The sequence below is a fragment of the Pseudomonas sp. CFBP13509 genome (assembly GCF_005233485.1).
In the GTDB taxonomy this organism is placed as follows: Bacteria; Pseudomonadota; Gammaproteobacteria; order Pseudomonadales; family Pseudomonadaceae; genus Aquipseudomonas; species Aquipseudomonas marginalis.
Genome location: NZ_QGAA01000012.1, coordinates 197,986 through 211,389 on the forward strand (window position 1 = coordinate 197,986; position 13,404 = coordinate 211,389).

Annotated in this window: 12 protein-coding genes; 11 read left to right on the forward strand and 1 reads right to left on the reverse strand. The window is 61.9% G+C overall.

The window, feature by feature from the left end; all coding sequences use genetic code 11:
* The first annotated feature begins 3 nt into the window (after window positions 1–3).
* The 3 genes from nthB to PspCFBP13509_RS20900 all read left to right on the forward strand — a co-directional run bounded on the left by nthB (window position 4) and on the right by PspCFBP13509_RS20900 (window position 1,840).
* The gene (gene nthB, locus PspCFBP13509_RS20890; RefSeq protein WP_065948489.1) at window positions 4–657 is read left to right on the forward strand and encodes a nitrile hydratase subunit beta; all 654 of its coding nucleotides are present in this window, start codon (window positions 4–6) and stop codon (window positions 655–657) included.
* Window positions 654–1,094 (forward strand): nitrile hydratase accessory protein, encoded by a 441-nt coding sequence (locus PspCFBP13509_RS20895; protein ID WP_137212628.1) that lies wholly within the window; start codon window positions 654–656, stop codon window positions 1,092–1,094. Before nthB ends, PspCFBP13509_RS20895 begins: the two co-directional genes overlap by 4 nt.
* Before the next feature lie 68 nt (window positions 1,095–1,162).
* Window positions 1,163–1,840, forward strand: a complete 678-nt coding sequence (locus tag PspCFBP13509_RS20900) for an energy-coupling factor ABC transporter permease (protein ID WP_137212629.1) — start codon at window positions 1,163–1,165, stop codon at window positions 1,838–1,840.
* A 292-nt stretch (window positions 1,841–2,132) separates the two neighbouring features.
* Here PspCFBP13509_RS20900 and PspCFBP13509_RS20905 read toward each other — a convergent pair whose 3' ends face one another.
* Window positions 2,133–2,822: an AraC-like ligand-binding domain-containing protein gene (locus tag PspCFBP13509_RS20905; protein ID WP_137212630.1), complete on the reverse strand. Its 690-nt coding sequence runs from the start codon at window positions 2,820–2,822 to the stop codon at window positions 2,133–2,135.
* Window positions 2,823–3,048: 226 nt separating this feature from the next.
* Between PspCFBP13509_RS20905 and PspCFBP13509_RS20910 the strand changes: the two genes are divergently transcribed.
* The 8 genes from PspCFBP13509_RS20910 to ggt all read left to right on the forward strand — a co-directional run bounded on the left by PspCFBP13509_RS20910 (window position 3,049) and on the right by ggt (window position 13,398).
* The gene (locus PspCFBP13509_RS20910) at window positions 3,049–4,296 is read left to right on the forward strand and encodes an acyl-CoA dehydrogenase family protein (RefSeq protein WP_137212631.1); all 1,248 of its coding nucleotides are present in this window, start codon (window positions 3,049–3,051) and stop codon (window positions 4,294–4,296) included.
* A 190-nt stretch (window positions 4,297–4,486) separates the two neighbouring features.
* The gene (locus PspCFBP13509_RS20915) at window positions 4,487–5,437 is read left to right on the forward strand and encodes a transporter (protein WP_235865543.1); all 951 of its coding nucleotides are present in this window, start codon (window positions 4,487–4,489) and stop codon (window positions 5,435–5,437) included.
* Window positions 5,438–5,663: 226 nt separating this feature from the next.
* On the forward strand, window positions 5,664–6,497 hold the full coding sequence (locus PspCFBP13509_RS20920; RefSeq protein WP_137212632.1) for an EamA family transporter: 834 nt from the start codon (window positions 5,664–5,666) through the stop codon (window positions 6,495–6,497).
* Window positions 6,498–6,629: 132 nt separating this feature from the next.
* Window positions 6,630–7,157: an RNA polymerase sigma factor gene (locus tag PspCFBP13509_RS20925; protein ID WP_065948510.1), complete on the forward strand. Its 528-nt coding sequence runs from the start codon at window positions 6,630–6,632 to the stop codon at window positions 7,155–7,157.
* Complete coding sequence (locus tag PspCFBP13509_RS20930; protein ID WP_137212633.1) at window positions 7,150–8,106, forward strand: FecR family protein; 957 nt, start codon at window positions 7,150–7,152, stop codon at window positions 8,104–8,106. Before PspCFBP13509_RS20925 ends, PspCFBP13509_RS20930 begins: the two co-directional genes overlap by 8 nt.
* A 104-nt stretch (window positions 8,107–8,210) precedes the next feature.
* Window positions 8,211–10,652 carry a TonB-dependent siderophore receptor gene (locus tag PspCFBP13509_RS20935; protein WP_137212634.1) on the forward strand — a complete coding sequence of 814 codons (2,442 nt, stop codon included), beginning with the start codon at window positions 8,211–8,213 and terminating at the stop codon, window positions 10,650–10,652.
* Window positions 10,653–10,752: 100 nt separating this feature from the next.
* Entirely contained in the window at window positions 10,753–11,532 is a 780-nt protein-coding gene (locus tag PspCFBP13509_RS20940; RefSeq protein ID WP_137212635.1) for a PhzF family phenazine biosynthesis protein, read from the forward strand.
* Window positions 11,533–11,568: 36 nt separating this feature from the next.
* Entirely contained in the window at window positions 11,569–13,398 is a 1,830-nt protein-coding gene (gene ggt, locus PspCFBP13509_RS20945) for a gamma-glutamyltransferase (protein ID WP_137212636.1), read from the forward strand.
* The last annotated feature ends 6 nt before the right edge of the window (window positions 13,399–13,404 follow it).

The following is a 13,404-nucleotide window of genomic DNA, read 5'->3' on the forward strand; positions in this document are numbered from 1 at the left end:
CCCATGAATGGTATACACGACCTGGGCGGCATGCATGGCTTCGGCCCAGTGCTCATGGAAGAGCACGAACCCATCTTCCATCATGATTGGGAGCGCAGGGTTTTTCCGCTCTTCGCCTCGCTCTTCGTCGGCGGGTACTTCAACGTGGACGAATTCCGCCACGCCATCGAACGCATGAAGCCCGCCGAATACCTGCAGTCGAGCTACTACGAGCACTGGCTGCACGCCTTCGAGACCCTGCTGACAGAAAAGGGCGTCATCAGCGCCGCCGAACTGCAGGGTACGGCCAAACCAACCCCACCGACACAGCCCGTCACGGTGTTAACACCGGACATCGTCGACGCCGTAGTGCTCGGCGGCGCCTCGTCGCGGGCAAAAGAAGATGTCCCCGGCCAATTCCGAGTCGGTGACCGGGTGCGAACGAAGTGCCTCAACCCAACCAATCACACCCGGCTGCCACGCTACGCCCGCGGTAAGGTCGGCACAATCGTGATTGCACATGGCGCGTTCGCTACCCCGGACACGATGGCCCATGGTTTGGGCGAACAGCCGCAGCAGGTCTATGCCGTACGCTTCAGTGCCGAAGAATTGTGGGGAGTACGGCGACCGGACAGTGTGTGCATCGACCTATGGGACAACTACCTGGAGGCCGTATGAACACGAGCATGCGCCACGACTACAAGGCCGTCAGCCTCCCTCTCGACGATGAAGGCCCGGTGTTCGACAAGCCTTGGCAGGCTCAGGCTTTTTCCCTGCTGGTGCACTTGCACCAAGCCGGCGTGTTCCCCTGGAAGGACTGGGTGCAGGTATTCAGCGAAGAGATCAAGGCCGCCCCGGCGCAACCCGGAGAAGGCGTCAATGACGCCTATTACCGGCAATGGATCACGGCCATGGAAAGAATGGTCACCACCCTTGGCCTGACCGGGATGGAGGACATCGTCCAGCGGGGCGAGGAATGGAGGCAGGCCTACCTGAATACTCCCCATGGACAACCGGTGGTTTTGCTCAATGCAAGTTGTCCACCGGCCCACGGGCACACCGGTGAGCATCTGCCGCATCGCGAGCCCGTGGCGATCAGCCGAGCCTCTAACTGAGGGCGGAGCAGTTTTTTGTTGTCCTTTTTTACCTAGCAAGCCGCAGAGGCGGCCAAGGAGTCATCGTCATGCATATCGAACCTGGCCTCGTGGAAGCCGGAAAACTCTGGCTGAGCTATGTTACCGCCGCAAGCGTCGGCACCTACACCGTCAAACTCGTTGCGGACGCCATTGGCGAACGAGGTGCCGTCTCGCTGGTAGTTCGCGCCGCCGCCGCCACGGCGCTGGTGTTTGGCTTCTTTGAACTGCTAGCGCATCATCCGGTTGGCGTCTCGGAGGTGCATCTCATCCTCGGCTCGACGCTGTTCCTGTTGTTCGGTGCAGCACCTGCAGCAGTAGGTCTCGCTTTGGGGCTGTTAATCCAGGGTCTGTTCTTCGCCCCATTCGACCTGCCGCAGTACGGCATGAACGTCACCACCCTTTTGGTACCGCTGTTGGCAGTTGCTGCCCTGGCGCGGCGTATCATCGCGCCAAACACGCCCTATGTTGATCTGGGCTATCGCCAGGCACTGGGCCTGTCGACGGCCTTTCAGTCAGGCATCGTCGCCTGGGTTGCCTTCTGGGCCTTCTACGGGAAGGGCTTCACGGCAGAGAACGCACTGTCAGTCCTGACCTTCGGCAGTGCCTACATGACCGTCGTCATCCTCGAACCGCTGTTGGACCTGGCCGTGCTGGCCGGTGCCAAGGCAACGCATCGCCTGCGTAACAGCAGGCTGGTCGAGCGCCGTCTGTACCAGACCGCCTGAGTCGACAGACGCCAGTCCAAGCCAGACTGTCCCCGGGCATCGAAGACCGCAATGCTCGGGGCATCAAGAGCGAGAACGACCTCAACACCTCGTGAGCAAAACTGGAGGTAGTTGATGCGTTTCAGAAATAGCCCCCGCAAGTCAGTCCGGGGAGTACCGCTGGCTCCATATTCATGGCGAAACGCGCCGTGATGAACGGGGACTACCAACAGATGACCGCAGGTCACCCTGCGCCGCGTCGCATCCCGGCACCTCGCACCTTGATCGCCTTTGTAGTTCCTGAACCTTGTCTTCACCTGATCAGAAGATCCTGGACCGATCCACAACTGTTCGTTCCTGGTTTGGCTTCACCTTCGACGCTGGCTGCGAGTCCGCGTGGGGAGATCCCGAACCGTTGCTTGAACAACCGGGAGAAATGCGAGGCATCGTTAAATCCCCAGCGCAGCGCTACGGCGAGCACGCCAGGATGGCCGGAACTGCAGAGATCGCGCGCGCTGTGCCGCAAGCGCAGCTCCCGGATCAGGCCACTGACGCAGCGCGCTGTCGCCTGGCGCGGTGCCGCGAGCCTGGACACCAGTTGCTCCCTGGGTATACGGAATGACAGCACGCGCCAATCTTCCCTGAAATCGAGAAAGTAGGGACGCGTGGAGTCCACGACGGAGAAGTCACCGGGCATCACCAGTGTCTCCTGCCCATCCTGACGTACCACGCATGACCCTTCCAACTGGAAGTTCGCGAAGCAGAACTCGACCGGGTTGCGGCGGATTTCATCCCAACGTCGTTGGACGAACTGCGCACGGGAAAACACGCGGGTCTGCGCGCTCATGGAAAGGGGCCGGGAGCTCACCTCGCCCGTGAAGTCCGATCCTGCAGGCTCTTGCTTGAGGATGGGATTGAGCGAGACGAAGGCTTCGCAGAGGACCTCACGCCAGTAGCTGAATCTTTCGCGCTGCACGCACGCTTCGGTAGTCCAGATTTGCATCCTGCGGTCACCCCTCAGTGGCGCAAAAGACAATCATCGCGAGCGCAAGCCAGCGACTGATTTCTGAGCCAATGTCACGGTAGGGCGGGCCGCTCAGACGTGTCATGTGTGCCTCCTGTTGCACAGATCGTCAATTGGGCTTGCACGCTCCAGCGAGACCGAGGCAGTCCGGCTGCCTACGATGGGTTGTCCGTTACCTAACCCACCGCAAGAAAGGTCGCTTCCCATGGCTATCGATTTCCAGCTCACCGAATCACAGAAGGCTTTACAGGCAAGCGCGCGAACCTTCGCCGCCGAAGTCCTCAGCAAGGTCGCCCCCACCATCGCCCCAATCGCGCGACCGGAAGACCGGTTCTACGCCATGCGGCCGTTCTACGATGCCATGGTCGACGCCGGCTTCATCAAGGCGTTGCTGCCCGCCTCGTTCGGCGGCAGCGCCCTGACCACGCTGGATTTTTCCTTGGCTGCCGAAGAACTCGCCGCCGCCGACGTCCACTTGCCTTCGGCCTTGCTGGGCACCGGCCTGGGTTTGCACGCGGTGCTGCACCACGGCACCGAGGAGCAGAAGCGCCGCTTCCTGCCGGACTTCGTCGAAGATGGCTCGCGCCTGGCCGCCCTGGCCTTCACTGAGGTCACCGGCGGCGCTAACTACGACAGCTCCGCCCCCTCCGCCGGCGTGCAGACATTCGCCCGCCTCGAAGGCGACGAATGGGTCATCAACGGCGCAAAGCACTACACCACCAACAGCACCGGTTGGGACGGCAAGGGCGCGCACCTGTACAGCGTCATATGCCGCACCGATGCGGCCCTGCCGCCGCAGCAATCGCTGGCGGTCATCATGGTGCCCGGCAGCGCCCAGGGCATCGAGATCGCGGGCTTTCTCGATACCGTCGGCCATCGCGCGACGATCTCGCCGCGCATCCATTTCAACAATGTGCGCGTGCCGGCGGCCAATATTGTGGGCAAGCCGGGCGATGGCATTGCCATGGTGGAAGATGCCTTCTCCTGGACTGCGGCGCTCATCGGCGCGGCCTGCGTAGGTGTGATGCGCGCGGCCTTCGACGTCGCCTTGAAGTTTGCCCGCACCGACAAGCGCTCCGGCACGGTGCCTGTGATTGAGCACCAGAACGTTGGCTTCATGCTGGCCGATATCAAGATGCGCATCGAGGCCGCGCGCTACCTGACCTGGAAAGCCTGTCACCAGCTCGATACCACCCAGGGACGCAGCCGCGAACTGGCCATCATCACCAAGGTTCACTGTTCGGAACTGTGCGTTCAGGCTGTCTACGATGCCATGCGCGTTGTCGGTGTCGATGCCTATACCGACCTCTACCCGTTGGCCGGCCTGATGCAGGACGCGCTGTGTTTTCCCCTGTACGACGGCGGCAACGTGGGGGTCCGCCGCCGGCAACTCCATGCGCTGCTGCGCTCGCCGGCCTACGACGCCATGGCCGGCGCAGAGGCACGCAATTGAAACGGCCCCCAGGCCACGAGGCGTAAGCGCCGAGCAACTGTCCTTCCCAGCACAACGAATGACCGCCCCAACAAAGCGACTTGGGGCACGTCCCCCCTATCTTTGTCATGCGCACTGCCGCGTTGTCCTGTGTCGCCGCACTTCGCCGACCGATCAATGACAGATGACTACTCGAGAGAGGACTTCCGTAATGACCCAAGCATTCTCCAGCGTCGCCCGCAGGACCGGCCACGTGTCAAAGGCCGGTACCCACTCGCCCCTGAGCTGCATGAACAAGGTATTGGCCTTGGCCTGTCTACCGATGGTCACGATGGTGCCGATGACCGCGCGCGCCATCGATGTGGACATCGGTGATTTCGTCCCGGCGCCGGAGGGTACGACGGCGGGGTTGCTGTACCTGCAGCATGCCGAGCGCAACAAACTCTATGCCCAGGGACGGCAGACGGCGCGGGATCCTCGGCTGGTCTCGGATGTCGGTATCGGGAGGCTGGTGCACTACACCACGATTGGCGGGCTGACGGTAGGCCCCCAGATCCTGGTACCGTTTGGCCGGCTGGATGCCGGGCGCGACACGAGTGCACTGGGCAAGACCAGCGGGGTAGGTGACATTATCCTGGCCGCACCAATCTGGTTGATCAACGACTCAGCGTCTCGCACCTATCTAGCCATAGCGCCCTATCTGTACCTTCCAACGGGTAGCTATAGCCACGACCGCCCGCTCAATCTGGGTGAGAACCGCTGGAAATTTGATTTACAGGTAGGTTTCGTCAAAGGGCTGACCGACAATTGGTATGTCGATTTGACCGGCGACGTCATGTTCCACGGCAAGAACGACAACTACGGCGCTGCCGGCGACACGCTCAAACAGAAACAGCTCTACCAGGGGCAGGGATATTTGCGTTACCAGTTCACGCCCGGAGCCAACGCTTTCGTCGGCCTGTCGCAGACCTGGGGCGGTGAGACCCGAGTCAATGGCGTTGACAGCGACGACGAGGCTCGGCAACGAAAAATCAGCGTGGGTGGCAGTTACTTCATCCGCCCGAAGACGCAGGTGCTGGTGGCGCTCGGGCGCGACCTTGAGGTGGAAAATGGCTTCAAGGAAAGCGCCCGCATCAACGTTCGACTGTTGCAGGTGTTCTGAGCAAAAATCTCATTCAGGGCTACTCGATAACGCCTGGCGTTGAAACATATCCGGGCATGGGGCGACCAGGCGTAATCGAACAGCATTTGCCCTCAATTGACGCGTAACCCGCTACTGATAACGGCTTACCGAAAGGTAGAGCGTTTTTTATGCCTTGAAAAAAGTGCCTGGGGCATACTCGCAGCCCCCTCCTGGATACAGAACTGAGCCAATAGGATGTCCCTTCATGAGCCTTGATGTGTTCGCAATCATCATGCTGGGCGCGGCGTTGCACGCGACTTGGAATGCCGTGGTCAAGGGCGGTGACAACAAGCTGCTGACCACCTGCATGATCGCGTCCATTGCATCGCTGATCGCATCGACGGTCATCCCGTTTCTAGAGCTGCCGGCCAAGGAAAGTTGGCCCTTCATCGGCGCGTCGGTGATTTTGCAGGTGGTGTATTTCGTGCTGGTCGCCTCGACTTACCGCATTGCCGACATGAGCCAGACCTACCCGATCATGCGCGGTACCGCGCCGGTGCTGGTGGCGACAGCGAGCGTGGGACTGTTGTCCGAATCCTTGTCCTCATTTGCCTGGCTCGGCATTGCCATCATCTGCATCGGCATTTTGAGCATGGCTGCCGCCCCCAGCATCGGTCAGCGAAAAGGGATGCTCCTGGCGCTGGTCAACGCGGCGGTCATCGCCGGCTACACCCTTATCGACGGTGTGGGTGTGCGCAAATCCGGCGCCCCGGCGGCCTATACGCTGTGGATATTCCTGCTCACCGGCATCGCGCTTGCCGTATGGGCATTTGCCGTCAGGCGGCGCGAATTCTGCCGCTATCTGGCGCGCCACTGGCGCCCAGGTGTTATCGGTGGCTTCGGCACCGTCGTGTCCTACGGCCTGGCGCTTTGGGCAATGACGGCGGCACCGATCGCCACGGTTTCGGCGCTCAGGGAGACGTCGATCCTGTTTGGCGTGGTGATCTCGGCACTGGTGCTCAAAGAGCAACTGACCCGCCGCCGCATCATGGCTGCGTGCATCATTGCCAGTGGAGCTATGGTGTTGCGGCTGGGCTGACGCGCCGGTCGAACCCATGACACGCCCGGCAGGACTGCTCTCCAAACAAATCACCCGCCGCCCTATCAAATGAGACCGCCTCTCATTAATATGCCTGCTATTCGCGCAACGCCGCATCAGGGTATCGGGGCCATGGAGACAGGGACGCCAGGGGATCAGGAAAAACTCAGCGCCGTTTTTATCGGGCAGCGCAGTGCGTTAATCCGTATGCTGTCGCGCGTCGTCGGCTGTTCGAGCCAGGCGGAGGACCTGGCCCAGGAAACCTACCTGAAGGTGGCGAAAGCGCTGTACGCTCGCCCTATCGAACACTTGAAGCCGTTTCTTTATCAAACTGCGCAGTACCTGGCTTTTGATCATCTGCGCAGTGTGCGCAGTAAAAGGCGCTATGAGTGCCATCTGGCCGAAAGCCTGGTTGTCGAGGTGCCCACCACGGCACCCGGTCCGGAGAGCCAGGCCCAGGGCCAACAACAACTGCTGCAGTTTCAACAGGTGCTCGCTACCTTGCCCAAACGCCAGCAACAAATCCTGGTATTGCATCGATTGCATGACCTGTCCCAAAGCGAAATCGCCCAACGCCTGCAGGTGTCGTTGAGCACGGTGGAAAAAGATCTGCGCCAAGCCCTCACTGCCTGCGTCAAGCAAACGACCGACCATGATTGATCGCGCCGACACCCCCGATGCCATACGTAAGCAGGCGACCGACTGGTTCGCCCTGCGCGATGAGACGGTGCGCAACCCCATAACCCGCCAGCGCTTTGAGCAGTGGCGTGATGCGGATCCCCGGCACGCCACGGCGTATGCGGAACTGGCCGCGATGTGGGAAAGCCGCGCCTTCGAGCAAGCCTTGAAAAACCTCGCCAGCGACCTGGAATTGCCCCCTGCCCCGCAAGCCGCCACGCACCGCAAGACACGCTTCATGGCTGCCGCCGCTGCCGTGTTGATCACGCTGGGCATCGGCTGGATGACCGATGTGCCGATGCGCCTGCAGGCTGACCACATGACCGACGTTGCGCAGTTGGAACGCTTTGACCTGGAGGACGGCTCGCACATCGTGCTGGGCAGCCGCAGCGCAATCAGCATCGCTTTCGACGGCGCTCATCGCCGCATCAAGCTGCTGCGTGGCGAGCTCTACGTCGAAGCCGCACACGACTCAGAGCGCCCTCTTAGCATCGAAACCGCCGAGGCCAGCGTGACCGTAGTCGGCACGCAATTCAGCGTCAGCCAGCGCGACGGGGGCGTCACCGTCGCCGTGCGACAAGGCCAGGTGCGCTTCGCCAACCGCAAGGGCGAACAGAGCCTGTTGCAGGCGGGCAACTGGCAACAGTTGCTGGGTGGGCATCTGCAACCGCTGTCCCTGGAAGGTGGCGAACAGCAGATGGCCTGGATCAACGGACGGCTGTCGTTCCAGAACGCGCCGCTGGCACAGGTGTTGTCAGAGATCCGTCGCTATTACCCCTCACCGATCCTGCTATTGAACGATACCGCTGCCGGTGAGCGGGTCAGCGGCAATTACCAATTGGATGACCCCCAGGCGATCGTGCAGGCGTTGAGTAGAGTCACTTCCACCCACATCCAGCGCCTGCCGGGTGGCATCCTGATTATTCGCTGATACAGAGCCCCTGACACCGTCGCAAAAAGTTTTACGGCTTTCGAAGCTTCAACCCGTCAAGAACTTTGCCTTTGCAAATCATTCCTATTTCTAACGGGGCTCACATGTACTTTCCAGCACTCAATCCGACCCACGCCCGTAGCATCCTTGCGCTTGCCGTCTGCCTGGCGTGCAACACTGCGGTTGCCGTGGAACCGGCGGGCAAGCCGGCCATTCGTGAAGCAGCAGATACCCGCAGCTTTGCCATAGCGCGTCAGTCGCTGGTCAATGCCCTGGATCAATTGAGTGTGCAGAGCGGGCTGCAAATTGCCTATGCGGCGGACTTGGCCCAAGGCGTCGAGTCGCCTGGCGTCAGCGGCCGCATGACCGCCCTGGAGGCGCTGGCCCAGTTACTCAAAGGCACGCCCCTGAGCTTCGAGCTCAATGGTCCCAACGCGGTCATACTGACCCGCACCGCACAACCCGGCGCGGCCCTGCAACTGGGCACCACCACCGTGATCAGCAACCAACTGGGCACCGTCACCGAAGGCACCGGCTCCTACACCCCGGGCACCATCGCCACGGCCACGCGCCTGGTGCTGACCCCGCGTGAAACGCCGCAGTCCATCAGTGTCGTTACCCGCCAGCACATGGATGACTTCGCCCTTGACAGTGTCGACGACGTGATGCGCCATACCCCTGGCATTACCGTGTCGGCCTACGACACCGACCGCAGCAATTACTACTCGCGCGGTTTTTCGATCAACAATTTCCAGTACGACGGTATTCCCTCAGCCGTACGCAACGTGGCCTATTCGGCGGGCAACACCCTGAGCGACATGGCGATCTATGACCGGGTCGAAGTGCTCAAGGGTGCCTCCGGCCTGCTCAGCGGCGCCGGTTCCCTGGGCGGCACCATCAACCTGGTGCGCAAGAAGCCTACGGCGGAATTTCTCGGCCACATCACCACGGCGGCGGGCACCTGGGATCACTACCGCACGGAAGTGGACGTCAGCGGCCCGCTGACCGAAACCGGCAATGTGCGTGGGCGTGCGGTGGCGGCCTATCAGGACAACAAGTCGTGGATCGACCGCTACTCGAACAAAAGCTCGGTGTTCTACGGCATTCTCGAATTCGACCTGTCACCCGACACCTTGCTCACCGTGGGCGCCGATTATCAGGACAGCAAACCCAAAGGCTCCACTTGGTCCGGCAGCTTCCCGCTGTTCAACTATGCCGGCGAGTTGAACAATGCCAAGCGCTCCTTCAGCAATGCCACTGATTGGAGCAGTTGGCAGCAATACACCCGCACGGTGTTCGCGAACCTGGAGCACGACCTCGGCGACGGCTGGGTGACCAAACTGCAACTGGACCACAAGCTCAACGGCTACGACGCCCAGATGGGTGCGATCCAGTTCTACCAGCCGGCGGCGGACGGCACTGCCAATATCAACGCCCAGCGCTACAAGGGCGAAACCACCAGCGACTCGGCCGACCTGTATATCAGCGGCCCGTTCAATGTTCTCGGCCGTGAACATGACCTGGTGGTCGGTGGATCCATCAGCACCGCCCACTGGAAGGGCAAGGGTTATTGGGACGAAACCTTCCCCACGGCCAACCTGGTCGACTACTTCAACTGGCACGGCAACCTGGCCAAGCCCGACTGGGGCGTGGCCTCCCAAGTCACCGACGACACCATTCGCCAGACCGGCATGTACGTCACCACCCGCTGGAACCTCACCGACGACCTGAAACTGTTGCTCGGCGGGCGCGTGGTCGACTACACCCTGACCGGCAGCACCGACACCTACCGTGAAACCGGACGCTTCATTCCCTATGCCGGGGCCATCTATGACCTCACGGACAACCTGTCGGCCTATGTCAGCTACACCGATGTCTTCATGCCCCAGGAAAGCTACAACCTCGACCGTAACCGCAAGCTGATTGACCCGGACGAAGGCGAGAACTATGAAGTGGGCCTCAAGGGTGAGTTCCTCGACGGTCGCCTGAACGCCAGCTTGGCGTACTTCGAGGTGAAGGAAAGCAACCGCTCCCTGCCCGACGATGCGTACAACAACCAAACCCCGACACCACCCAACTTTGCCTTCAAGGGCACCGACGCGACGACCAAGGGCTACGAACTGGAACTGTCCGGCGAAATCGCTCCAGGCTGGCAGTTGCAGGGTGGCTACACCCACAAGGTGGTACGCGACGACGCCGGCAAAAAAATCTCGACCTTCGAGCCCGAGGATCAAGTGAGCATGTTCACGATCTACAAGCTCAAGGGCGAGCTGGACAAAGTCAGCGTCGGCGGTGGCCTGCGCTGGCAGAATACGGTGTGGCAGGACATCTACAACAGCCCCAAAAACACCACCGAGAAATTTTCCCAGGAGTCCTACTGGGTGGTGGACCTGATGACGCGCTACCAATTCACGAAAAACCTGTCGACCACGCTGAACCTCAATAACGTGTTCGATAAGCCGTATTACACCAACGTAGGCTTCTACAACTCCGCCATCTACGGCGCACCGCGTCACTTCATGCTGACCACGCGCTGGGACTTCTGATTGCCTGAGCCACACGGCCTATCCCGGGGTAGGCCGCTTTTGACGCCCTCCCTTACCACTGTTAGTGTCCAGCCTCCCCCCACGCACGGAGTGCTTCACGGTGAAACTGGACATCTACCATGTCGACGCCTTCAGCCAACATGCCTTCGGCGGCAACCCTGCCGCGGTGTGCCCGCTCACCGAGTGGCTGCCCGATGAGCAACTGCAGCATATCGCCGCCGAAAACAACCTCTCCGAAACCGCCTACTTCGTGCCCCGCGATGGGTTCTACGAGTTGCGCTGGTTTACCCCGCAAGTCGAAGTCGACCTGTGCGGCCATGCCACGCTGGCGACGGCGTGGGTGTTGATTCACGCGCTGGCGGATGCACCCCAGGTGCTGCGCTTTGCCACCCGCAGCGGCGAGCTACGGGTGACGCGCAATGGCGATGAACTGGCGATGGATTTCCCCGCCCGGCAACCACAGCGTTGCGAACCGCCCGCTGGAATGTTGAGTGCCCTGGGGATCGAGAGCGCCGACGTGTTCGGCACCGATGACTACATCGTGCTGGTGGACGACGAAGCCCAGGTCGCCGCGCTGACGCCTGACTTTGCGCGGCTCAAGGGCCTGCCCAAGCGCGGGATTGCAGTCACCGCCAAGAGCACCCGGTTTGATTTCATTTCGCGCTGGTTCGGGCCGAATGTGGGGATCGATGAAGACCCGGTCACCGGCTCGGCACACACCTCGCTGGCACCGTTCTGGGCCGAGCGCCTGGGCAAATCGCACTTGACGGCCGAGCAAGGGGGCCAGCGCAAGGGCCAATTGCACTGCGAGCTGCAGGGCGACCGCGTGATTATTTCCGGCAAGGCAGTGTTGTACATGCAAGGCACGATTTACCTGTAAACCGCAGCGCCCCATGGACAACAGATCATTCGCACAATGAACGGAGTTCAGCACGTGTTTTCGATTTCCCGCCGCCAACTGTCGCTCATGGCGGCAGCCCTTGCCCTGGCTGCCTGCCACACCCCGGTCAACGAACAGCCACCGGCACCGGAGTTGGGCTCGGGCTATCGCACCGACCTCAGCACCCGCCATGCCGAGCGCCATATGGCCGCCGCTGCCAACCCGCTGGCGGCCGAGGCCGGACGCGAGATGTTGCGCCAGGGCGGGTCGGCCATTGACGCTGCCATTGCGATGCAGGCGGTGTTGACCCTGGTGGAACCACAATCCTCCGGCATTGGCGGCGGTGCGTTCATCATGCTGTGGGATGGGAAAAACGTGCACGCCTATGACGGGCGGGAAACGGCCCCGGCCGGGGCGACCGAGCGGTTGTTCCTGAACGCCGACGGCACGCCGATGGCCTTCACCGACGCGCAGATCGGCGGGCGTTCGGTGGGCACGCCAGGGGTGCTGCGGGCCCTGGAAATGGCCCATAGGAAGACCGGCCGCCTGCAATGGGCCCAGCTGTTCGAGCCGGCGATTCGCTTAGCGGAGCAGGGCTTCGCGATTTCACCGCGCTTGCACAGCCTGATCGCCGCTGACCGCTTTATCCCGCAATCGCCGGAGATGGCGGCCTACTTCCTGAATGCCGATGGCACGCCTAAAGCCACCGGTACACGACTGAAAAACCCGGCGCTGGCCGCTGTGTTCAAGCGCATCGCCAAGGAAGGACCGGACGCCTTGTACCACGGGCCGATTGCCGATGAGATTGCGCGCAAGGTGCAGGGCAACCGTAATGCGGGCAGCCTGACTCAAGCCGACCTCAAGGGCTACGTCGCCAAGGAACGCGTGCCGCTGTGCACCGATTACAAGCGCTGGAAAGTCTGCGGCATGCCGCCGCCGTCCTCAGGCGGGATTGCGGTGGCGCAGATGCTCGGCACATTGCAGGCCCTGGAAGCCCGCGACCCGCACCTGGCCATCGCGCCGATGACACCGATAAAAAGCGCCTCGCCTGCCGGGCTTGAGCCCACGCCCGAGGCCGTGCACCTGATCGCCGAAGCCGGTCGCCTGGCCTTTGCCGACCGCGCGCTGTACGTGGCCGATGCGGACTTCACACCGGTGCCGGTGGCCGGCCTCGTGGCTCCGAATTACCTCGCACAGCGTGCCACGCTGATCGGCGAGCGCAGCATGGGCATCGCCAAGCCGGGCCGACCGGCGGGTATTCAAGTCGCCTACGCACCAGACCGTTCGCCACTGCGCATCTCCACGTCACAAGTCGTCGCCGTCGATGACCTGGGCGGCGCCGTGTCGATGACCACCACGGTGGAAGCCGCGTTTGGCTCCCATGTAATGGTCCAAGGCTTTTTGCTCAATAACCAGATGACCGACTTCTCCTTCATCCCCGAAGAAAACGGCCAGCCGGTCGCCAACCGCGTGCAACCCGGCAAACGCCCACGCTCGGCCATGGCGCCGACCCTGGTGTTCGACCGCGAGAGCGGTGAATTGCTGGCTACGCTCGGTTCGCCGGGCGGCTCGCAAATCATCGAGTACGTGAGCAAATCCCTGGTGGCGATGCTCGACTGGAACCTCGACCCGCAAGCCGCCATTGGCCTGCCCAACTTCGGCAGCCGCAATGGGGCTACCGAGCTGGAGGCGGGCTTGTTCAGCCCAGGCCTGAAGCAGGTGTTGAAGGACAAGGGCCATGAGCTGAGCGAGATCGACATGACCAGCGGCGTCCAGGCCATCGTGCTCAAGCGGGATGCCCAGGGTAAGGTGTCGCTCAGCGGCGGCGCCGACCCTCGGCGCGAAGGCGAAGCGCTCGGCGACTGACTTTAT